The 21,502-nt window shown below is 35.8% G+C and carries 21 protein-coding genes; 17 read left to right on the plus strand and 4 right to left on the minus strand.

Annotated elements, in window-relative coordinates; all coding sequences use genetic code 11:
• The first annotated feature begins 15 nt into the window (after positions 1–15).
• Both AB1280_RS04255 and AB1280_RS04260 read left to right on the plus strand, forming a co-directional pair.
• Positions 16–3,378, plus strand: coding sequence for a tubulin-like doman-containing protein (locus AB1280_RS04255; protein WP_429754971.1), 3,363 nt, complete (start codon positions 16–18; stop codon positions 3,376–3,378).
• Positions 3,379–3,434: 56 nt separating this feature from the next.
• A complete protein-coding gene (locus tag AB1280_RS04260; protein ID WP_429754972.1) occupies positions 3,435–3,575 on the plus strand; it encodes a phosphonate ABC transporter permease in 141 nt (46 codons plus the stop codon).
• 663 nt (positions 3,576–4,238) lie between these two features.
• Here the strand turns inward: AB1280_RS04260 and AB1280_RS04265 are convergent.
• Positions 4,239–4,730: a CarD family transcriptional regulator gene (locus AB1280_RS04265; protein ID WP_272190243.1), complete on the minus strand. Its 492-nt coding sequence runs from the start codon at positions 4,728–4,730 to the stop codon at positions 4,239–4,241.
• Between the two features lie 244 nt (positions 4,731–4,974).
• On the opposite strand from AB1280_RS04265, the gene AB1280_RS04270 reads away from it, so the two are divergent.
• The 4 genes from AB1280_RS04270 to shc all read left to right on the plus strand — a co-directional run bounded on the left by AB1280_RS04270 (position 4,975) and on the right by shc (position 8,759).
• Positions 4,975–5,223 carry a DUF1294 domain-containing protein gene (locus tag AB1280_RS04270; RefSeq protein WP_272190242.1) on the plus strand — a complete coding sequence of 83 codons (249 nt, stop codon included), beginning with the start codon at positions 4,975–4,977 and terminating at the stop codon, positions 5,221–5,223.
• 141 nt (positions 5,224–5,364) lie between these two features.
• Positions 5,365–6,294, plus strand: coding sequence for an EamA family transporter RarD (gene rarD / locus AB1280_RS04275; RefSeq protein WP_429754973.1), 930 nt, complete (start codon positions 5,365–5,367; stop codon positions 6,292–6,294).
• A 78-nt stretch (positions 6,295–6,372) separates the two neighbouring features.
• Positions 6,373–6,798 carry a divergent PAP2 family protein gene (locus AB1280_RS04280; protein WP_272190214.1) on the plus strand — a complete coding sequence of 142 codons (426 nt, stop codon included), beginning with the start codon at positions 6,373–6,375 and terminating at the stop codon, positions 6,796–6,798.
• Between the two features lie 101 nt (positions 6,799–6,899).
• On the plus strand, positions 6,900–8,759 hold the full coding sequence (shc, locus tag AB1280_RS04285) for a squalene--hopene cyclase (protein WP_429754974.1): 1,860 nt from the start codon (positions 6,900–6,902) through the stop codon (positions 8,757–8,759).
• A 19-nt stretch (positions 8,760–8,778) separates the two neighbouring features.
• Here shc and AB1280_RS04290 read toward each other — a convergent pair whose 3' ends face one another.
• A complete protein-coding gene (locus AB1280_RS04290) occupies positions 8,779–8,928 on the minus strand; it encodes a YfhD family protein (RefSeq protein WP_429754975.1) in 150 nt (49 codons plus the stop codon).
• Positions 8,929–9,060: 132 nt separating this feature from the next.
• Here AB1280_RS04290 and fabG point away from each other — a divergent pair, with 132 nt between their 5' ends.
• Positions 9,061–9,801, plus strand: a complete 741-nt coding sequence (gene fabG, locus AB1280_RS04295) for a 3-oxoacyl-ACP reductase FabG (RefSeq protein ID WP_272190211.1) — start codon at positions 9,061–9,063, stop codon at positions 9,799–9,801.
• Between the two features lie 94 nt (positions 9,802–9,895).
• On the opposite strand, the gene AB1280_RS04300 is transcribed toward fabG, so the two are convergent.
• Positions 9,896–11,380 carry an aldehyde dehydrogenase family protein gene (locus AB1280_RS04300; RefSeq protein WP_429754976.1) on the minus strand — a complete coding sequence of 495 codons (1,485 nt, stop codon included), beginning with the start codon at positions 11,378–11,380 and terminating at the stop codon, positions 9,896–9,898.
• A gap of 280 nt (positions 11,381–11,660) precedes the next feature.
• Here AB1280_RS04300 and AB1280_RS04305 point away from each other — a divergent pair, with 280 nt between their 5' ends.
• From AB1280_RS04305 to AB1280_RS04335, 7 genes are all read left to right on the plus strand, one after another.
• On the plus strand, positions 11,661–11,939 hold the full coding sequence (locus AB1280_RS04305; protein ID WP_429754977.1) for a YhdT family protein: 279 nt from the start codon (positions 11,661–11,663) through the stop codon (positions 11,937–11,939).
• A gap of 2 nt (positions 11,940–11,941) precedes the next feature.
• Entirely contained in the window at positions 11,942–13,381 is a 1,440-nt protein-coding gene (gene panF, locus AB1280_RS04310) for a sodium/pantothenate symporter (RefSeq protein ID WP_272190208.1), read from the plus strand.
• 312 nt (positions 13,382–13,693) lie between these two features.
• Entirely contained in the window at positions 13,694–13,981 is a 288-nt protein-coding gene (locus AB1280_RS04315) for a hypothetical protein (RefSeq protein ID WP_429754978.1), read from the plus strand.
• A gap of 172 nt (positions 13,982–14,153) precedes the next feature.
• On the plus strand, positions 14,154–15,101 hold the full coding sequence (locus AB1280_RS04320) for a nucleoside hydrolase (protein ID WP_272190206.1): 948 nt from the start codon (positions 14,154–14,156) through the stop codon (positions 15,099–15,101).
• A 127-nt stretch (positions 15,102–15,228) separates the two neighbouring features.
• The gene (locus AB1280_RS04325) at positions 15,229–16,329 is read left to right on the plus strand and encodes a serine hydrolase (RefSeq protein ID WP_429757267.1); all 1,101 of its coding nucleotides are present in this window, start codon (positions 15,229–15,231) and stop codon (positions 16,327–16,329) included.
• A gap of 101 nt (positions 16,330–16,430) precedes the next feature.
• Positions 16,431–17,939, plus strand: a complete 1,509-nt coding sequence (argH, locus tag AB1280_RS04330) for an argininosuccinate lyase (RefSeq protein WP_429754979.1) — start codon at positions 16,431–16,433, stop codon at positions 17,937–17,939.
• A 71-nt stretch (positions 17,940–18,010) separates the two neighbouring features.
• Positions 18,011–18,847, plus strand: a complete 837-nt coding sequence (locus AB1280_RS04335) for a GNAT family N-acetyltransferase (RefSeq protein WP_429754980.1) — start codon at positions 18,011–18,013, stop codon at positions 18,845–18,847.
• Between the two features lie 29 nt (positions 18,848–18,876).
• On the opposite strand, the gene AB1280_RS04340 is transcribed toward AB1280_RS04335, so the two are convergent.
• Positions 18,877–19,626, minus strand: a complete 750-nt coding sequence (locus tag AB1280_RS04340) for a (S)-benzoin forming benzil reductase (RefSeq protein ID WP_429754981.1) — start codon at positions 19,624–19,626, stop codon at positions 18,877–18,879.
• A 129-nt stretch (positions 19,627–19,755) separates the two neighbouring features.
• Here AB1280_RS04340 and AB1280_RS04345 point away from each other — a divergent pair, with 129 nt between their 5' ends.
• The 3 genes from AB1280_RS04345 (at position 19,756) to AB1280_RS04355 (ending at position 21,473) form a co-directional block, all read left to right on the plus strand.
• Positions 19,756–20,208 carry a ferritin family protein gene (locus AB1280_RS04345; protein WP_429754982.1) on the plus strand — a complete coding sequence of 151 codons (453 nt, stop codon included), beginning with the start codon at positions 19,756–19,758 and terminating at the stop codon, positions 20,206–20,208.
• 160 nt (positions 20,209–20,368) lie between these two features.
• Positions 20,369–20,770, plus strand: coding sequence for an NUDIX hydrolase (locus tag AB1280_RS04350; RefSeq protein WP_429754983.1), 402 nt, complete (start codon positions 20,369–20,371; stop codon positions 20,768–20,770).
• A gap of 85 nt (positions 20,771–20,855) precedes the next feature.
• The gene (locus tag AB1280_RS04355) at positions 20,856–21,473 is read left to right on the plus strand and encodes an acetate uptake transporter (RefSeq protein ID WP_429754984.1); all 618 of its coding nucleotides are present in this window, start codon (positions 20,856–20,858) and stop codon (positions 21,471–21,473) included.
• Positions 21,474–21,502: the final 29 nt, after the last annotated feature.

Genomic DNA, 21,502 nt, shown 5'->3' on the forward strand with positions numbered 1-21,502 from the left:
AGGAAGGTGATTCACATGGATTTTCAAGTGCCGACAATTTTAATTGGACTAGGGGGAATTGGCAGTACGATTACGCATGATATTTATCGAAAGCTTCCACTAGAACGGCGCAAAAAAGTAGCGATGCATGTCTTTGATACAGATATTAATACGTTAAGTCATTTTCAGCATATACGTAAATTTGTGACGCAAACAAGTTCTAGTAAAACACCGCGCGAATATATAGCAGAAGATCCAACAATCCCAGACTGGTTTCCAATTGATCCAACGATACTAGATAAACCGTTAACAGAAGGTGCAGGTCAGCTTCGAGTTATTTCTCGATTAGCACTTCGTGCGGCAATGAAGGAAGATAAATTAACATCGTTTTGGCAGGAAATCGAGAAGATTTTTCCAGTCACAAGTGATAAAACAGAATACGGCGTACGGGTTATTATTATTACATCATTAGCTGGAGGTACAGGTTCGGGGATGTTTTTGCAAATTGCTCTATATTTACGAGAAATGCTTCGGAAAAAGTTGCAACATCACAACATTTTAATTCGCGGCGCGTTCTTGCTTCCTGACGCTCTCGTAAAGACGCGTACAATAAGCGGGAAAGAGTTTGAAGCGGTGCAAGCAAACGGCTATGCATCATTAAAAGAATTACATGCTATTACATTAGGATCGACAGGAGAATTATCTCGCCGCGGGGGCGTTACAATTGAGTTAGAATACAGACCTGATCAAGTGGATGAAGATGGTCGTACAAATCATACAATTATGCAACATCACTTACCGTATAATTATTGCTTTTTATATGATTATGAAAATTTACATGGACATCATTTAAATAGCTTGTCAGACTATATGGAACAAATGACAAATACGATTTATTTGCAACTATTTAGTCCAATGTCAACGAGTCATTTCGCACAGGAAGATAATCAAATTCAGCAACTTGCTGATTCAAATGGTAAAGCCCGTTATTGCGGAGCGGGAGTCGCGAAACTTATTTATCCGTATGAAAATGTTCTTCGTTATTGTGCTTTGAAATGGGCAGTGCAAGGGCTTGATGAATCATGGCTTCATTTAGATCGACTCTTTTTAGAGAAGAAAAGTCGGTATGAGCAAGATGTTCGCCGCGGTATGCAACGTGAAAAACCAGAGCGAGGGAAAAGCTTCTTAGAGGATTTAGAACATTTAGCGACTCGTCCAGAACAAGCACATGTATTTTATAAACAAATGTACTATGAAGCACGTGAAGGAGCAGAAGGTGGAAAAATTGGTATATCAAAGGCAAAATTGTTTCTTGAGTCGGTAGAAAGTTATGTGCAGCGTACGGTGCAAAAAGATGAAGAGTTAAATCGTTTGCAACGTGAGTGTAAAATTTCGGCTGCAAAGTTGAAAATTGCGGAGCAAATGAAAGGAGAAGTAGCGCGAGTTGATCATGCGGTGCGGTTATATGCGTATGCAATCCCAAGTCGTGTACATGAGCATGTCACAACATTAGTTTACGACATAATTGAAGCAGATCGTTTTACGCCAAGTGGTTCAGAAGGCCAGTCCTATCAGTTAAACACATGGTTTTTGAAGAAAACTGATCCGGTTCATCCTGTAGCTGCAAAGTATATGTTATATGAAATTCGTAAATTGTTAACGGAGAAAATGAATCGTTTGCACGAAAATAATGAACAAAAGCGTAATCTCATTCAAAATTATGATAAAAAGTTTAATGTGAGTAATATTGAAGGAACCGTAACAGCTGTACGGCGTGTTGAACTCGCACAGCAGCAAAGTTGGATTGGAAAGGTACTTCATAATGAGCAGCGTGTATTCCGAAAAGAATTTCAAGATATCGCCACCCAATATGTACACAAGTTAAATGAATACCGAAAAGAAATGTTATTAGAACTTGTGTATCAATCTTTATATCAAGCTGTAGATAAAATGATTCAATATTGGGAGCGTTTCTTTGATAATTTACAAGAAACTCGTGAAAACTTATTATTAGACATTCAAAAGCGTAGTAAAGAATTTGAGGGGAAAACAAACCCAACAAATGTATACGTATTAGCAGATGAAAGAATGCAGGAAGAAATATGGAATGATATTCATCACCATGTAAACAATGGTGTTCTGCCAAAAGAGATATCTGCTGAAATTTATATGAGTTTATATCGTGAGTATTGCCGGGAAGCAGGGGCGGAGGAAGGGCAATCTCAAAAAGTAGAAGATTTTTATCGAAAGCACATTTTAACGTATTGTGAAAAGGAGCTGCGAGAACGATACAGAGATAAACTAGAATTAAATATTATTGAAGCGCTTCGAAAAGAAGCTACGATTCAAAGACGTGATATGACAGAGTATGTCAGTGAAAAAATAGAAGATTTATTACATCTTGCAAGTCCATTTATACCAAAAGTTGCACATCACCGTGAATTACAATATTGGGGTATTCATCCATTTGTTCATCAAGAATTAAATGAAGAAGCGCTCCAAGAAATGTTTCAAGAAAAAGAAACTGTTGATAAAGCCTTTTCGCCGTATGAAATTGTATGTTATCGCGCACATTACGGGTTATCGCTGCAAGATTTTCCGAAGTTATCGTCCGGGCATCTTGTAAATGGTTATGTGAATGAGAAGGGAGACTACTTTCAAGCGTATTATCGCCGTGTAAATAAATTAAACATTCGTAAATCAAATTTAACGCCTCATCTCGATAAATATTGGCATTTACCAGCGTTTATGCCGGATTTAAATGCAACACAAACGAAGTTGGATTATGAAAAATGTAATCGAGCTTTATTATATGCATATATATTCCGTTGGATTAGCCTTGCTGCGGTAGACGGACAGTTTGTTTACCAATATAACGGAGTGGGCCGAAGTTCTCTTATTCAATCGATGGGGAAAAATGTAACGAATGAAGGATATAAATTACACCGTGCCTTGCTTCATAATCCATTTATATATGAAAATATCATTTCTCGTTTTGAAGAAGAACAGGAAAAAGCATTACAGCATGGGGGACATTTGTATACACATTCATTTGTATTAGGTATGCAGGATATAAGATGGCTTCGAAAAGAACATGTTCATAATATTTTAGACATTATTCTGATGTATGATAAGGAAGCGAAATATGATCCAACATTAGAAGAAACTTCTGATGAGTTATTACGATTACTTGTTGATGAAATTGAACAGTATTTTAAAGCATATTACGGGACTGGTGCAGAATCAGTGGCCAAAAAAGAAGCAACTTTATTTGTAAAGCAACTATGGAATCGCTCATACGCAAAAGAATTTGTCGATCCTAACAGTGCACCATATAAGAAATGGATACATCTTCTTAATATCGAAATAGAAGAGGAAGATACAAAAACGAATGTTTAGGGGGAAATAGGGAATCCTTAATTTTGGAATGTACTATTTAGAAAAGAGGGATTCTCATGCCGTTTCTTGGAAGTGTGTACCAAGTGTTTGGATTGTATGCAGAAATTTATCATGCAATGGTTTGTATGGAGAATAAAGATACCCAATCTATTGATGATGGTATTAGTAAAGATGAAAAAGAAACTGTAGAAGAATAATAAAGAACATGCAGCAAACTGTTGCATGTTCTTTTCGTTTTCATATAGTTTTACAACATTCTTAGGTTTTGACCTCTGTTAACTTGCTTGCATGCAAGTTGTTGTTAACATTACTACCGTTTGATGCTTTCATGCATTCAAATCCTTTTTCACTTTAAAACCATTGTACTGTCCTGGTTGTTTTCATATAAACAACCTTTAAAATATTACTAAAGGTGTGTCTCTTATTTATATAAACCAAGCAAATATATGCATATATTTAAATTTGTTATCGTTTTTATGTTAAAACGGAAGATAAGAACAGTAAATGTTCATTATCGTTTTTGAAACCTCAAAACAACGAAAGCCCTACCTCTCTTTCGTCCTTACGGCTCCGATGACCGCGCCAGTATGAATCGGGATATCCAAAAACAATGATTGGATAAATGAACCTCATCGTATACTTAGAAGTATGGGAATAAAAAGTGGTGAGAATAATTCATTTAGAGGAAAAAGAATTTTTTTAGAAGGTAATGTTCCTATAATCAAATCGTAATTTTAATCATAGCATATTTACATTCATAAAGCAAAAAAAACAAAATAGATGTTAGGCTATTTTGTCGTTTTAGGTATCTTATATACTTATAAATCTAGTTCAAAATGGTTTTAAAAGAAGTTCTTTACCTAGCCGACTTTCGTATTTAATAACTCAATTGCCTGATTTTCAGTAATTCCTTTAATTAAACTCAATTCACTAATTAAAATTTTTTGTGCGTTGTCTAACATTTGTTTTTCACTTGTATTAAGTGCCCTTACTTTATTCCTGCGTATTAAGTCACGAACTACTTCAGCACCTTCTTGTATTTCACCCGTCTTCATTTTCTCCATGTTTTGGGTATATCTTTGCTTCCATGAGAGTGAGTTATCTGATTCACCGTACTGAAAAATAAGTAATACATTTTCTAATGTAAGCATATCGGCAATTAATCGTATACGTGATTGTATCATTTTTCTCATCGGAATCATTACTTCCATATTACTAATTGGTATTCTTATTACATAATATTTTTGTTTTTCTCCTAGGATTTCTTTTTCTTCTATGGCTTCAATCACACCTGCTCCGTGCATTGGATAAACAATTTTATCGCCAATTTGAAACAAATAATCCACCTCCATATATGGTAACTTATCTAAGGTTATCATATATGAGATGATAAGTAAAATTTTTTATAATATCATAAAATAATTATCGAAGTCAATATATTTTTTTTGATTAGATAAAATTATTGTTATATTTTTATAAAACTAAAAAAAATGAGTGTATAATAAATTGAAATTCCCGTCATTGGGGGTTTACTAATCGTAAGTGCGGGATAAATAATGGATTGAAAAAATGTATGAAAGAGGTTTTCATAAAATGGTGAAATGGAGTTATTTTGTTTTTATTAATATTTTTGCTTTTATAATGATGGGACTAGATAAAAGGAAAGCGAAGAAGAAGCAGTGGCGTACACCAGAGAGTACGTTGTTTTTAATTGCAGCAGCAGGGGGAGGTATTGGAGCTTGGGTTGGGATGTATATGTTTCATCATAAGACACATAAAAATAAGTTTGTGTTAGGTATTCCAGTTCTTGCTGCTGCTGGAGTATATGTCTTTTGGATATTATAATGGGTTTATCCCGCTATTGGTGGGCTTTAGAAAACCCCACTGATGGAAGTCTCACTTTATATGAAAAAGTCATGTAGCGGAAAATTGTAAACAGATAGAAGGACATTTTATAATGAAGAAAAAAGAAAAGAGGAGAGTCAAATGGAAGCGCAAAAAAAAGGGATGATATATGCGACAAGTGCATATATGATGTGGGGAATCCTGCCGCTTTATTGGAAATTGATAGACGACGTTCCCGCAGACGAGATTTTAGCTCATCGTATTGTTTGGGCATTCGTTTTTATGTTATTCGTTTTATTAATTTCTAAACGTTTTGGTCAGTTTACAAATGAGTTTATTCAACTTTTTAAACGCCCTAAATTATTCATGTCATTAACTATTGCCTCTATATTAATTAGCGTGAACTGGTTTGTGTACATATGGGCTGTTAATCATAACCATGTCATCGAAGCAAGTTTAGGCTATTATATTAATCCGCTTGTTAGTATTTTACTTGGGACGCTTGTTTTAAAAGAAAAACTCAACTTTTGGCAATACATTGCTGTGGGATTAGCGGCATTTGGTGTTGCAATTTTAACAGTTCGCTATGGATCGATTCCATGGATTGCAATTTCGTTAGCATGCACGTTTGGGTTATATGGTTTGTCAAAGAAATTATTAGATTATGATTCAATGATTGGACTGACAATGGAAACGATGCTTGTAACACCGATAGCTCTCGTATATTTAGGAATATTAGGTGCCGAGGGGATGCGTTCATTTGGAGCGGTTTCACTTACATCGACATTACTTCTAGTAGGGGCTGGTATTGTTACTGCACTGCCGCTTTTATATTTTGCAAAAGGTACAAAGCTTATTCCGTTATCAATGGTCGGATTTTTGCAATATATTGCACCGACAATTAGCCTTGTATTAGGAGTTTTCGTCTTTCATGAACATTTTACTACTGCACACATGACAGCATTTTTCTTTATTTGGATTGCATTATTTATCTTTTCGATAGCCAAAACGAAATTTATGTTAAATAAGCAACCGAAATTTATAAAAAATAAATCTGCAAAAGTTTCGTAAAACGGCATAGTATTATGTATGCCGTTTTCTTTATAATGAAAGTAAGGATATTCCATTATAAGCGGTGAGGTGTGAATTATGGAAACAATTTTACATAACAACCCATTAATGTCTGCGGTCATTGCATGGTTTTTAGCACAACTTACAAAAGTGATCATCACCTTAGTAAAAAAGAGAGAATTTGATTTTGCACAGTTTTTTGCTTCTGGCGGAATGCCGAGTTCTCATTCTTCCACCGTCACAGCATTAGCAATAGCAATCGGAATTGAAGAAGGAATGACTAGTTCTATATTTGCTATTGCAACGATTTTTGCGATTATTGTCATGTACGATGCATCCGGAGTGAGACTTGCTGTTAGTAAACAAGCGAAAATTTTAAATGATTTTTTTCATGGAAGACAAACGGAGTATAAAAAATTGAATGAACTTGTTGGTCATACGCCATATCAAGTCGTTATCGGAGCGCTTTTAGGAATTGTTGTTGCGATTTGTTATTGTTCGTAAGCAAAGTAAGGTATGCATCTTACTTTGCTTTTTTTGTTTTGCACATATTTACGTATCTTTTTGAATATCGTATATGGATTCAGTGAAGAAGGGGGATATCTATGCTATTGTATGACAAAGTAAAATATGAAATGGAGCGCCAGGTTACAGCGTTACGCACGATGCAGCAAAGAGATGGAACATGGCGCTTTTGTTTTGAAGGATCCCCACTTACGGATTGTACAATGATTTTCTTGTTACGTATGTTAAGAAAAGAAAAAGAAATAGAGCCATTCGTAGCAAGACTTACTTCTTTGCAAGCAAATGAGGGAACGTGGAAGTTGTATGAAGATGAGCCAAGTGGGAATCTTTCAGCTACCATTCAAGTTTATGCGGCATTGTTAGCTTCTAGAGAATATAAGAAAGAAGACAGAATTATGCGCCGTGCAGAACAATTTATTCGCGAACAAGGTGGAATTACAAATGCTCACTTTATGACGAAGTTAATGTTAGCATTGCATGGACAATACAATTATCCTCCATTGTTTCACTTCCCTATGCCTTTTTTCTTTCTACCGGATCATTCCCCGTTTAGTATGTATGAGGTGAGTAATACTGCTCGTATCCATTTCGTGCCTACGATTATTTGTTTGAATAAGAAATTTAAAGTAGATGAAATTGATATTCCTGATTTGAATCATATAGTGGGTGCAAATAAATCAAATTGGTTTCATTCTAAACGCTCTTCAGTTTGGCAAACAATTTTATTGGAAGGAAAAAAGCTAATTTCGTATCCATATACACTTCACCATAGAGGATATAAAGCAGCGGAGCGTTTTATGTTAGAACGTATAGAAGGAAATGGAACACTTTACACGTATGCGAGCGCTACTTTTTATATGATTTACGCCCTCCTTGCCCTCGGTCATTCTATACATTCTCCTATTATTGCGAAAGCTGTATCAGGGATACAGTCGTATATATGGAATACAAAGAATGGGGCCCATTTGCAAAACTCACCTTCAACTGTGTGGGATACTGCTCTTTTAAGTTACGCTTTGCAAGAAGCAAATGTGTCAGAAGATGATGCGATGATTGAACGAGCAAATCGTTTTTTATTAAAGCAGCAGCATACTTCCTATGGGGATTGGCATGTTCATGCACCTTCTTTACCTCCTGGCGGATGGGGATTTACTGATACAAATACCATTGTACCAGATTGTGATGATACAACAGCAGCGCTGCGTTCGCTTACTTCAATCGCGAAGAAAGATAAGAAAGTAAAACGAGCTTGGGATAAAGGGATACATTGGCTTCTTGGAATGCAAAACAATGATGGAGGCTGGGGAGCATTTGAGAAGAATGTTGATAAGCAGATGTTTATGCATATTCCTCTCGACAGCGCAGAAGATATGATTCTCGATCCGTCTACAGCAGATTTAACAGGAAGGGTAATCGAATTTTTTGGAACGCATGCACCGAATGAGATAAACAGTTATGATTTACAACGTGGGGTGCAGTGGCTTCTACGCAATCAAGAACAAAATGGTTCTTGGTATGGAAAATGGGGAGTTTGTTACATATATGGCACATGGGCTGCTGTAACAGGCCTGCAGGCAAATGGCTTGCTAAAGAATCATCCAGCAATAGAAAAGGCAGTACGGTGGTTAGAAATGATTCAACATCGTGATGGAGGTTGGGGAGAATCGTGCAAAAGCAGTAAGGAGAAACGATTTATTTCCACAACTTTTAGTACACCTTCTCAAACTGCATGGGCATTAGATGCATTAATTGCTGTACATGATACAGAGACACCAAGCATTCAAAATGGAATCAATTATTTGTTAGAGCATTCTTTTCAAAATATTGAATATCCGACTGGAACAGGACTTCCAGGGGAATTTTATATTCGTTATCATAGTTATCATCGTTTATTTCCTTTACTAACCTTGGCACATTATGTGAAAAAATACAGAGAATAAACCGAGATATATTCTCGGTTTATTTTTTGTTACGTTGCTGTTTTTGACGTGCATCTGCAGCATCTGCACGCGCTTGTGCTTCTAAGTCATCTTGATCAGCAAGTTCCCTAGAAAATTCAACATCAATACCGTCAGATACTTTGTTTTGTTGTTCATTCTTTTTGTTCATTTTACACAATCTCCTTGTGCTATGCTAAGTTACAATTATAGTGTGACACAAATAGACTTTTTTATACAAAAAGGAAAATGAAATACATAAGACGAAATATATAGAAAATATATTGGAAAGTGGGGAAGAAGAATGAACTTTTTAGAGGGAAAAACAGCTGTTGTCACTGGGGCGGCACAAGGAATTGGAAAAGAAATTGCACGTGTATTTTGTGCTTTAGGAGCAAAAGTATTGCTAAGTGATATGAATCAAGAAGTTCTAAATAGCACGACAACCCAATTGTTACGGGAAGGATATGATGTAAGGGCGTATGTTTGTGATGTAAGCAGTCATACAGATGCAAAATCGCTAATTGAGTATGCCATTCAAACATACGGTGCATTGCATATTTTAGTAAATAATGCCGGGATTACCCGAGATGCAATGCTGCATAAAATGGAAAAAACAGCATGGGAACAAGTGCTGCAAGTAAATGTAACAGGGGTCTTTAACTGCATGCAACCAGCGCTCCTACATATGCGTAAACAACAGTATGGCCGCATTATTAATATTTCTTCGATTAGTTGGCAGGGAAATATCGGCCAAGCAAACTATGCTGCTGCGAAAGCAGGTGTAATTGGATTAACAAAAACAGCATCAAAAGAAGCGGCTGGATTTGGTGTTACATGTAATGCAATTTGTCCGGGATTTATGGATACCGATATGACGAATGCTATACCCGACAAAGTAAAGGACAAGATGGTCGCCGCAATTCCAGCAGGGCGAATCGGAACGCCGCAAGATATTGCAAATGCAGCTGCTTTCCTAGCGTCAGACTTTGCTTCTTATATTACTGGAGAAGTGTTGAATGTAAGCGGCGGATTACAAGTATAAGGTAAAACTTCAATCGATGAGCGGTTAATAGAAAACGCTCATCGATCATAATAAATGAAGAAAGAAGGCCTTGCCAATTGGCAAGGCCTTTCTTCTAGTTTAAGTTAATCCAAACACTTTTTACTTCTGTATAGTTATTTAACGCATAAGAACCCATTTCGCGTCCAAGACCCGACTGTTTATAACCGCCAAATGGAGAGGCTGCATCAAATACGTTATAGCAGTTTACCCATACCGTTCCAGCACGTAATTTATTTGCAACATAATGCGCATTTTTCATGTTCTCTGTCCACAAACCGGCTGCTAATCCATATGCTGATTTGTTAGCGCGTTCAATCACTTCATCAATGTCATCAAATGGCATTGCCGCAACGACAGGGCCGAAAATTTCTTCTTTTGCAATCGTCATTTCATCTTGTACAGCTGCGAAAATTGTTGGAGAAACATAATAACCATTTTCAAAAGGTTTCGTTCCGCCAACTAATATTTCTGCGCCTTCATTTTTTCCTTTTTCAATATAGCCCATTACGCGATTTTGTTGTTCTTCTGATACAAGGGGACCGATGTTAGTTTGTGGATCTAATCCCGCACCCTGCGTTAAGCTTTTTGAATATAAGGCAAGATCTGCCACAACATTATCATACATTTTCTTTGGAATGAATAGGCGCGATCCTGCGCAACATACTTGTCCTTGATTAAACATAACGCCCGAAAGTGCAGCTGGAATTGCACGGGACAAATCAGCATCAGGTAAAATGATATTTGGTGATTTCCCCCCGAGCTCTAAAGTCACGCGTTTTAAAGATTGAGATGCTTCTTTCATAATATGTTTTCCAACTTCTGTTGAACCTGTGAAAGCAATTTTATCGACAAGTGGGTGACTGACAAGAGCTTGACCAGCTGTTTCTCCGTATCCAGGTACAATGTTAATCACACCATTTGGAAATCCAGCTTCTTCAATTAGTTCAGCTAAATATAGCGCAGAAAGAGGAGTTTGTTCGGCAGGTTTTAGTACGACAGTACATCCAGTTGCTAGTGCTGCTCCTAGTTTCCACATCGCCATTAAAAGAGGGAAATTCCAAGGGATAATTTGACCAACAACACCAACTGGTTCATGGCGTGTATAGTTAAAATAATCTCCTGAAACAGGAATTGTTTGACCAACTAGTTTTGTTGCCCAGCCAGCGTAATAGCGCATATGTTCAATTGCAAGAGGTATATCTGCAGTTGTTGTTTCTTGAATTGGTTTTCCATTATCTAATGTTTCGAGCTGTGCAAGCTCGTCTTTATGTTTTTCCATTAAATCAGCAAGCTTGTACATGAGACGGCTGCGATCAGCACCGCTCATACGTGACCATGGACCTTCGTCAAACGCCAGGCGTGCTGCCAGGACAGCTTTATGAATATCTTCACGGCCACCTTCACATACAACGGCTAATGTATCGCCGGTTGCTGGATTTGGTGTTTTAAATGTTTTTCCTGAAGCGCTTTCAATAAAGTTTCCATTTACATATAACTTTTTTGTTCCTTGCAAAAATCTCTCTACTTTTTCATGAAGGTTCACAGCTAGTTGACTCATTGTATAACCCCCTTAAAAATATATAATGTAAACGCAGCAAAATACTGCGTTTATTCCAAATAAAAGAGGAGGTGTCAGATAACTAGGTGAATGACATCTAATTCCAATCGTAACCCGAATAGTTTGAAATTTCAATCTTTATTTATGTTGTAATTGTTAAAAATATATAATTTTCAAATATATGTCCAATATTTTTCGTGAAAGATTTTCATTTTGTTTTTTGTAGGAAAAACTATATAAAGAATGTTACAATAATACATCGTGAAAGGAGGGAAAAGAAATGAATCGACATCATGAAGATCCGCGTTTTCGCATTTCACATCGTGAAGCGTTGATTGGACTTGGACTTGCTGTGATTAACTTTCTGATATGGTATGGTTTTGCATATGGATTAGGTAGTGGCAACCCGAAAGAGTATACGTACATATTAGGATTCCCAGCCTGGTTCTTTTATAGTTGTATAGTTGGATTTGTTGTAATGGTTTTACTGATTGTCTTTGTTGTTCGTTTCGTCTTTCAAGATGTTTCGTTTGATGAGGAAGAAAAGAGTGAGGAATGAAAATGAACTGGTATGTAATTATTCCAATGATGTTATCTTTTATTATTGTATTTTTAATTGGTCTATATGCATCGAGACGTGTGCAAACAACCGCGCATAACAAATTTTTACAAGAATATTTTCTTGGTGGCCGCGAACTTGGTGGATTATTGTTAGCGATGACAATGATTGCGACTTACGGAAGTGCAAGTAGCTTTATCGGTGGGCCTGGAATTGCCTATAATATAGGACTTGGTTGGGTATTATTGGCGTCTATTCAAGTTGTAACGGGTTACATTGTATTAACTGTACTTGGAAAGAAATTTGCAATTATTGCAAGGAAAATGGAAGCTATTACGTTAATCGATTACTTGAAGGGACGATATAATAATAAAGCTGTTGTTATTTTATCAGCATTATGTATTATTATTTTCTTATTTTCAGCAACTGTTGCACAGTGGGTTGGCGGAGGAAGATTAATTGAGTCATTAACGGGTATGTCATATACAACGTCTTTATTTCTTTTTACGTTTTTTGTACTTGTTTATGTATTAATGGGGGGCTTTCGTGCTGTTGCACTTTCAGACACAATACTCGGTCTCATTATGTTGATTGGAACGACAATTATTTTAATCGGTACAATTGTTGCAGGCGGTGGTATTTCAAACATCATGCAAGAGCTTGTGCAGATTAACCCTAATCTTATTACACCGTTTGGAGCAGACGGCAGTTTAACAAAAGTATATGTGTCATCATTTTGGATTTTAATTGGTGTTGGAGTAGTTGGTTTGCCGCAAATTAGCGTGCGTGCTATGTCGTATAAAAATTCAAAAGCGATGCATCAAGCTTTAATTATTGGTACTGTTGTTGTTGGCACAATTATGATTGGTATGCATTTAACAGGTGTATTCGCCCGTGTCGTTTTGCCAGGAGTGGATGTACCAGATAAAGTAATGCCATTGCTTGCGATGAAAGTATTGCCGCCTTGGCTTGCTGGTGTTTTCTTAGCGGCTCCAATGGCAGCTATTATGTCGACAGTGAACTCATTGTTGTTACTTGTGAGTTCTTCCATTATTAAAGATATTTATGTAAATTATATAAACGAAAATGCTGCGGATCAAACAGTAAAACGCGGAACGCTCTGGATTACAGCTATTGTTGGCTTGCTTGTTTATGCTGCAGCAATTAAACCGCCTGACTTTTTAATTTGGTTAAATTTATTTTCTTTTGGTGGTTTAGAAGCAGCATTTATTTGGCCGCTTGTACTTGGTTTGTATTGGAAAAAAGGGAATGCTGCCGGGGCACTTGCCTCTATTGTTGTTGGAGTTGGTTCTTATATGGGATTCCATTTGTTACTCCCTAATCCTTTTGGTGTTCATACAGTCGTATTTCCGGTCTGTTTAGCATTTATTGCTTATATTATAGGAAGCATGTTGTTTTCACGTAAGTTGCAACAAATTTGAAATCTCTTTGTAAGAAGAGCTAGAAAGTATCATTAAACGTACAATAATTAGAAGAGGATGCGATGTCAAATATGAGAGCGTAGTTCCTCTTCTTTTTTGCATTCTTCACCACATATTCGGAGTTTAAAAAGGAGGTCTATGATGTATTAAATATTAAAGGAACGTATTGGGATCGATAGGAAAAGTTTTTTCAATTAACACGTACTTGAATTGAGTGGATTTGTTTAAGGGAAATTGATGTTTTATAAATATAGGTAATATAGTAAAATGAAATAATAATTATGAAATATCAAAAAAATAGGGAGTTGAAAAATGAAGTTAAATAAAAAGGTATTTGAAATAATAAATTCGGTAGAAAACTTAGATGATGGATTTGAAGATATATTTGAATTATCCATAAAATGTAAGTTTCCTAACTGCACTCATATAACCGAGCCTGGCTGTGCGGTTAAAAAAGCGATTTCTGAGGGCGTTTTGTCAGAGGGAAGTTTTAATAACTACTATAGATTTAAAAACGAAGCAGAATATGTTTCTGAACAAAAGAATAAAACGAAGGCTATTGATTATATGAAACAATTGAAACTTTTCCAAAGGTCTTAGCTAAGTTCATTTAAAATTTATTACACAGCAATACATATTTTATATGTATTGTCTTTTATTTATTATAAATGATTCATCATTTGTTTATAATATTTTTGGCATGAAATAAAAAATGCTTATAATTTACTTCTGTACACTTTTTTCCGTTCATATAGTAATAGCAATTGATATGATGGAGTTGAATGCCTTGAAAAAAGTACTGTTTCTTGGAGATCCAGGTATTGATGATTCATTGGCAATTATATACGGTTTATTACATCCTGATATTGATATTGTTGGTATTGTAACAGGCTATGGAAACGTTACGCAAGAACAAGCGACGAATAATGCAGCATATTTATTACAAATAGCTGGAAGAGAAGATATTCCAATTATTAATGGGGCAAAGATTCCTTTATCAGGAGAATTCATAACATATTATCCAGAAATACATGGGCAAGAAGGATTAGGTCCTATTCGTCCACCAGAAACGATTAAAGCGAATGTGAAGCCGTTTTGTGAAATATTTGAGATTATTAAAAGATATAAAGGAGAGTTAATTATCGTCGATGCAGGGCGCTCGACCAGCTTAGCAACGGCTTTTATTTTAGAGAACGAACTGATGAAAAGTGTAAAAGCGTATTACATCATGGGGGGAGGATTTCTTGTTCCAGGGAATGTTACTCCTGTTGCAGAAGCAAATTTTCACGGAGATGCAATTGCCTCAAATTTAGTCATGCAATATGCTGAGCATGTTACGTTAATCCCGCTAAATGTAACGAATGAAGCGATCATTACTCCTAATTCTGTTACATATATTGCAAAGAAAACAAAAACAAATTTTAATGAATTGATTGAACCGATTTTTAATTATTATTACGCTGCCTATAAAAAATTAAATCCTAAAATAGGGGGAAGTCCAATTCATGATGTTGTCACAATGATGGCTGTTGCGAATCCTTCTTTGATGGAATATGTATACCGTCGTGTTCAAGTTGACGTAGATGGTCTTGCGAAAGGGGAAAGTATAGCTGATTTTAGACCGCAGCCAAGTGCAGAAGCGATGAAAAATTGGGTGAAAATTGGATGGAAATTACACTACAAACAATTTCTTGAAGATTTTATTCGGATTATGACATAGACAATATGCAAGTTTACAAGTTACAATAGAGGCGATCTTATTACAGATCGCCTCTATTGTTTTGCGTATGAATTATATATAATAGATTACAAGATAAAGTTTAGGAGAGGAATTCCATTTGAGAACAATTGGATTATGTGTAGGAATAATTGGTTTATTTGCATTTATTTTCTCAGGTAATTTTTTAGTAAAAAAAGTATGGAGTTCAAATTATGATGATGCGCAGTATGTTGCGTCATTTGTAGAAGAAAATAAAGAGCAAAAAAACAGCGCGTTGTTAGTAAAACGAAATGATAAATTAGTATATTCCGTAAACTCTAATGTTGTATTACCTGTAGCGAGTACAATGAAGCTAATTGTAGCATTAGAATTCACAAAACAAGTAGGAGAAGGGAAAATTGATCCGAATGAGCTTGTATCATTGGACGATGTAAATCGTTATTATATTTCAAAGACAGATGGCGGTGCTCATGAAAGATGGCAAAAAGTTTTAATGAAAAAAGGACTCATAGAGGAAAATGCTGTTACGCTTGAAGATATCGCAAGAGGGATGATGAGATTTAGCTCAAATGCCAATACAGAGTATTTAATGGATCGTCTTGGTATCGACAATATAAATGCAAACATAAATAAGCTGGCATTGCCATCACATCAGCCGTTATTTCCGATTGTTGCATCTTTATATATTCCGGGATATTTACACAAGGAACTACATGTTCCAAAAAATCAACTAGAAAATAAGTTGAAAAACATGTCGCAAGAAGAATATCGTAAATGCGCGATATTGATACATGAGCGTTTAAAGCAAAAAGGCTCGCAGTTGCAAAATGAAATTCCGCTTTTCTTAGGAGAAAAGTACGAAAAAATATGGTCAGATCGGTTGCCAGCCGCTTCTGCGAATGACTATATGATTTTATTAGAGAAAGCAAATCATAAGAGAAATCTTACAAAAGAAGAAGAGAATGAGTGGGCACAACTCGTAGAATCAGATATGCAAGGGAAAAAGTATCGCCAAGTTTTTCGACATGCCGGTCAAAAAAATGGCTATACACCGTGGTCATTATCTAAAGCTGTATATGCAACAGACAAACAGGGGAACTGTACAGAAATTGTCTTTTTGGCAAATAATGTAAGTGAAGACGACAGTGCGGAATTACGTAAACATTTACTTAATTTGCATTTTCAAATATTACAAAGTGATAAATATAAAGCAACTATTATTAAGTAAAATCGATGTGTATGCATCGGTTTTTTTGTTTGGATAAACACATTATTTTGAGTAGGTGGGTATGATGATTAATAATTAATAGTCGAGGGGAGCTATTTGAAATGCAGGAGGGGAACAAGGAGTTTTTGCAACGGGAAGGGGTAAACTTTCCTGGTAAGACATATGCAGATTGTATACTACAACACATATTCTATTTTCAGAGAAATTATTTATTAGAGGACATGTTTCGTATTCATCATGCACATGTCATTATGTTAAAAGAAGAAGGTTTGTTAAAAAAACAAGATGCTAAAAAAATTGTAATGGCAGTAGAAAACGTAAAAACTATTTCATTAGACAAGCTTGAATATAGTGAAGAGTATGAAGATCTCTTTTTTCTAGTTGAGCATCTGATTCAAAAAGAAGCGGATAGCGATAGTATTAGTAATATGCATATTGGACGAAGTCGAAATGATATGGGAGTGGCGATGTATCGGATGAACTTACGACGTTATTTACTACAATACATCGAACATTGTATGGTACTGCAAGAGGGGATTCTAGGGCAGGCTAAAGAGCATATGGAAACGATTATGCCAGCATATACACATACACAGCCAGCTCAGCCAACAACGTTTGGACATTATTTGCTGGCCATTTATGATATGATGGGACGTGATACGGAGCGTTTATGGAGCGCTTATCGTGCTGTAAATCAATCTCCACTAGGAGCGGCAGCGCTTGCTACAACAAGTTTTCCGATTAATCGAAAACGGGTTGCAGATCTTCTTGGTTTTTCAAAAGTAATTGAAAATTCATATGACGCAATTGCAAGTACTGATTATTTATTAGAAACAAGTAGCGCACTTATGATAATGATGACAAATACAAGTAGATGGCTTCAAGACTTTTTATTATTAGCTACGAAAGAATATAGTGGCATTACAGTTGCAGATCCTTATGTGCAAATTAGTAGTATTATGCCACAAAAACGAAATCCAGTATCAATTGAACATGCTAGATCTCTCGCGAGTAGTATTTGGGGAGAAGCGTTTACTGTTTTTCAAATGATTCATAATACTCCGTTTGGAGATATAGTCGATACAGAAGATGATTTACAGCCTCATTTATATGAAGGGTTTGAGAAAGCAATTCGAGTTGTTTCTGTAATGAATGCGGTGGTACGTACAATGACAATTGAAAAGGACATCTTAAAAAGTCGTGCAAATAAGCATGCAATTACGATAACTGAATTAGCTGATTCATTAACTCGCAAGTATGATGTTCCATTTCGCCGTGCTCACTGCGTAGCTAGTTATATAGCAAAATTTTCAGAAGAACAGAAAAAAGACTTATATGAACTAAAACTTGTCGATATTAATGTGTATTTACAAAAAGAACTAAAAGTAGTACTTACAGATGAAGAGTGGAAGGAAATGACTTCACCTCATTCATTTGTTGCAAAGAGAAACGTATACGGAGGACCGAGCCGTGAGCAAATGCAACGGATGATTAGAGAAAGAAAAGAGAATGTTGCAAACCAGAAACAAATGTTAGAAGATGTGAAGAAGCAGCTTAGTGAAGCTGAAACACAATTGAATACAATTGTTGCAACTATTGTAAACTCATGAAATAAAGAAGGATTTCCCTTTTAAATCGCCAATATATCACTATATATTTAGGAAAGAAAGAAGAGATTATAGTGATACGACTTCATATATATACAAATTTTACGCAATTTAAAAATGATGTTCTTCCTTTTTTGGAAACATATGAGCAAGAGAATAACTTAATATTGGGTGTGTTACGATCCTCTCAGCTTCCATTATTTATGGCAACAGCTATAAAAGAGGAAAAGCTTGTATTCGTCATGCTTCAAACACATCATCGTCAAGTAATTGTCTCGAAATCTGCACCTTTAGAAAAAGATGATATAAGAGAGCTTGCAGGGCAACTAGCAATTGCTTATCCTGATGTACCCGGATTAATTGGGGAAAAACAGGTGGTGGAGCATTTAGCAGAACAACTTGCAAATTTTCAAAATAAATCAATTCAAACCAAAATGAATCAAGGTGTGTACGGGTTAAAGTATGTAAAGAAGAAGGCTGGAAGCAACGGGGGTTTCCGCCGAGTAGAATTAAAAGAAAAAATTTTAATTGAAGATTGGGTATACCGTTTTTGTGAGGAAGTACATTTAGCGCTCACAAAGGAAGAAGCAGTGCATACTGCCGCTGAATTAATTGAAAGTCAGCGTCTGTTTGGATGGGAAGTGGAAGGGCGGTTAGTTTCAATGGCTGCAGTCACTAGACCGACGAAACGTAATATCACAATTAATTTTGTATATACTCCAGAGGTAGAACGTAAACAAGGTTATGCTTTCAATTGTGTATCGGCACTGAGTCAACGTATGTTGGACAATGGATATGAAATGACTTCGTTATATACTGATTTAGCAAATCCTACATCGAATAAAATATATAAAGAAATTGGTTATGAATTAATAATGGAGTCAGTTCTATTATTTTTAGAATCTAAATAATAGAAAACTCGCTATTAACGAGTTTTCTATTATTCATCGATACGTATAATGCCACCTTGATCGAACTGATTTGTTTCTAATAAATCAATAACGGCCTTTGCTACATAATTTGGTGAAAGTAAATGATCGTTTTCTTTTAAAGATAAGAAACGTTCCACTTGAGTAAAATCTTCTTTTGGTGTTTGTCTAATTTCTGTCTGCATCTCTGTATCTACTACACCTGGGGCAAAAGAAATAACTTTTACTGGGTATTTTTTGTCAATTTCTTCTAGCGCAATACATTTTGTAAGCATATTTACACCGGCTTTCGTTGTGCAATATGCCCCCCAGCCGAAGTAGGGATTCTGGGCAGCACCAGAAGAGATGTTAATAATACGTTTATCTACATTCCAGTCTTTCGTGTGTTTCATAAATGCTGAAGAGAGTAACATCGGCGCCACTAAATTTACATGTACATTTGCAATTAATTGCTCGCTTTCTGAGCGCTCAAGTGGTTTCATTGGCGCTAGCATACCGGCATTATTAATTAGGTGAATAGAAGAAACGGTGGTTACATCAATAGTTGAAAAAATCTTTTCCATGAGTGACTCAATTTGATGAATTTCTTGTAGGTTAAACGAATAAAAATCAAAGGGATTATTAAAGTGCTGTGCTTGCTTCATAAGTTGTTCGTTTTGGTTGCGTGATATAGAAATGAGTTTCGTTCCTTGTTCTAGTAATTGCAAGGCAATTGCCTCGCCTAAACCGCGAGAAGTTCCTGTTACTATTACATAACGCATATATTGTAATCTCCTTTCCTTATACATGTATTAGTATAAAGCATTCTTTTTCATAAGCGAAACGAAACTGAACGAAATAATTACCTCTACATACAATATACTAATGAATTGTTTTGAGGGGGAGTAGATATGTACTATGTAAATCCTAACTCGTATAATCAATTTTATCGAGTAAACGAAGGGGCTTATAAACAAGTATCGCAAGCGATTTTAGAAGCGATTAAAGGGGAAGCGGCCGCAATTGATTTTTATAGTCGGCTTGTAAACGAAGCACCAAATGCGAAACATAAAAAAGATATTTCTCATGCATTAGAAGATGAAAAAGTACATTTACAGCAGTTTATACAATTGTTTACAACATTAACGGGGCAACAGCCAACGTATCAAGTGGTACAAACGCAATATTCTTCTTATAAAGAGGGATTAGAACGCGCGTATGAAGATGAATTAGAAGCGTATGAAGACTATCGTAATGCTTATTTGTTAACGCAAAACTTAGCAGTTCGGGATGTTTTTTTTCGAGCGATGACAGATGAAATAGAGCATGCTATACGTTTTGGTTTTTTACGATCTTCTTTATAAAACTAGACGATGGTGTCTAGTTTTTTTTCGTTATTGAAGGACAACCTTACTATTATATTGAGAGAAGTGATGAAGGAAATTCTCATTGATAGAAGTTGTGTCTTAATAATAAATGTAGTTGCTGAAAGGGGCAGAAATTAATATGGTGAGGAGATCTAGAATGCGAGATCGAGGCGCAGCAATTCTTATACAAGAAGGAAAATTAGCTCTTATAAAACGGATTCGGGATAAAGAAATATATTACGTGTTTCCAGGCGGCGGAATTGAGGAAGGAGAAACCTCAGAAGAAGCAACAGTTAGAGAAGTATATGAAGAACTTGGGGTACATATACAAATAAAGCGGCTTGCAAAGAAGGTGAACTACAATGGGGCACAATATTACTATGAAGCAATAATTGTAGGTGGTACATTTGGTAATGGAAAAGGTGAGGAATATATAAATAATGACAGTGGCTGTAACAAATATATTCCGATGTGGGTACCGATAAAGGATGTACTAAATATAAATATTAAACCGTTAGAAGTGGGAGAATATGTATATCGTTTATATGAAAATATGTAATTTGTGTGAATACGATAAAAAAGATTGACAGTACCCTCTGATTTCAGTATTGTATTCAAGTATGTGTTTAAATCAGGAGGGTATTATGGAAAAGCAAACTACACATCATGTGAAAATGACAACAGCAGATCCGTCTGCACTAGGTTTATTTGGACTTGCAATGGTTACACTTGTGGCGTCCTCACAAAAACTTGGCTTAACAAGTGGTGTTTCATTTGTATTGCCATGGGCGATCTTCTTAGGAGGTTTTGCTCAATTATTTGCTTGCATTAACGATGCAAAGCATAATAATACATTCGGTACAACAGCGTTTGGTGGATTTGCATTATTTTGGTTTGGTGTTGGAACTTCATGGCTAATTCAACTTGGCGTATTTGGTGAGAAGTTAGCAGAAACTGTGGATCCAAAACAACTTGGAGTAGCATTTGTTGGCTACTTAATTTTTAGCTTGTTTATGACAATTGGCGCAATGGAAACACATAAAGTATTATTTACGATTTTTGTACTTATTGATTTCTTATTTATAGGCCTTTCATTTAGTACTTTAGGTGTTATGCCACATGCAATGCATAAATTAGCAGCAATTTCTGAATTGCTTATTTCACTGCTTTCATTCTACGGATCAGCAGCAGCAGTATTAAACATACATTTTGGAAAAGTTGTATTACCAGTTGGTAAGCCTTTTGGTATCTTTAAAAAATAACAGCATAAATAAAACAGAAAAGAGCAGTT

Origin of the sequence: Bacillus sp. S10(2024), assembly GCF_050473865.1 — a bacterium.
GTDB lineage: Bacteria > Bacillota > Bacilli > Bacillales > Bacillaceae_G > Bacillus_A.

What these genes read in the sequence shown, in the direction of transcription:
- AB1280_RS04255 (WP_429754971.1), top strand. Translation starts at nt 16, where the DNA reads ATGGATTTTCAAGTGCCGACAATTTTAATTGGACTAGGGGGAATTGGC.
- AB1280_RS04260 (WP_429754972.1), top strand. Translation starts at nt 3,435, where the DNA reads ATGCCGTTTCTTGGAAGTGTGTACCAAGTGTTTGGATTGTATGCAGAA.
- AB1280_RS04265 (WP_272190243.1), bottom strand. Translation starts at nt 4,730, where the DNA reads ATGGAGGTGGATTATTTGTTTCAAATTGGCGATAAAATTGTTTATCCA.
- rarD (WP_429754973.1), top strand. Translation starts at nt 5,365, where the DNA reads ATGGAAGCGCAAAAAAAAGGGATGATATATGCGACAAGTGCATATATG.
- AB1280_RS04280 (WP_272190214.1), top strand. Translation starts at nt 6,373, where the DNA reads ATGGAAACAATTTTACATAACAACCCATTAATGTCTGCGGTCATTGCA.
- shc (WP_429754974.1), top strand. Translation starts at nt 6,900, where the DNA reads ATGCTATTGTATGACAAAGTAAAATATGAAATGGAGCGCCAGGTTACA.
- AB1280_RS04290 (WP_429754975.1), bottom strand. Translation starts at nt 8,928, where the DNA reads ATGAACAAAAAGAATGAACAACAAAACAAAGTATCTGACGGTATTGAT.
- fabG (WP_272190211.1), top strand. Translation starts at nt 9,061, where the DNA reads ATGAACTTTTTAGAGGGAAAAACAGCTGTTGTCACTGGGGCGGCACAA.
- AB1280_RS04300 (WP_429754976.1), bottom strand. Translation starts at nt 11,380, where the DNA reads ATGAGTCAACTAGCTGTGAACCTTCATGAAAAAGTAGAGAGATTTTTG.
- AB1280_RS04305 (WP_429754977.1), top strand. Translation starts at nt 11,661, where the DNA reads ATGAATCGACATCATGAAGATCCGCGTTTTCGCATTTCACATCGTGAA.
- panF (WP_272190208.1), top strand. Translation starts at nt 11,942, where the DNA reads ATGAACTGGTATGTAATTATTCCAATGATGTTATCTTTTATTATTGTA.
- AB1280_RS04315 (WP_429754978.1), top strand. Translation starts at nt 13,694, where the DNA reads ATGAAGTTAAATAAAAAGGTATTTGAAATAATAAATTCGGTAGAAAAC.
- AB1280_RS04320 (WP_272190206.1), top strand. Translation starts at nt 14,154, where the DNA reads ATGGAGTTGAATGCCTTGAAAAAAGTACTGTTTCTTGGAGATCCAGGT.
- argH (WP_429754979.1), top strand. Translation starts at nt 16,431, where the DNA reads ATGCAGGAGGGGAACAAGGAGTTTTTGCAACGGGAAGGGGTAAACTTT.
- AB1280_RS04340 (WP_429754981.1), bottom strand. Translation starts at nt 19,626, where the DNA reads ATGCGTTATGTAATAGTAACAGGAACTTCTCGCGGTTTAGGCGAGGCA.
- AB1280_RS04345 (WP_429754982.1), top strand. Translation starts at nt 19,756, where the DNA reads ATGTACTATGTAAATCCTAACTCGTATAATCAATTTTATCGAGTAAAC.
- AB1280_RS04350 (WP_429754983.1), top strand. Translation starts at nt 20,369, where the DNA reads ATGCGAGATCGAGGCGCAGCAATTCTTATACAAGAAGGAAAATTAGCT.
- AB1280_RS04355 (WP_429754984.1), top strand. Translation starts at nt 20,856, where the DNA reads ATGGAAAAGCAAACTACACATCATGTGAAAATGACAACAGCAGATCCG.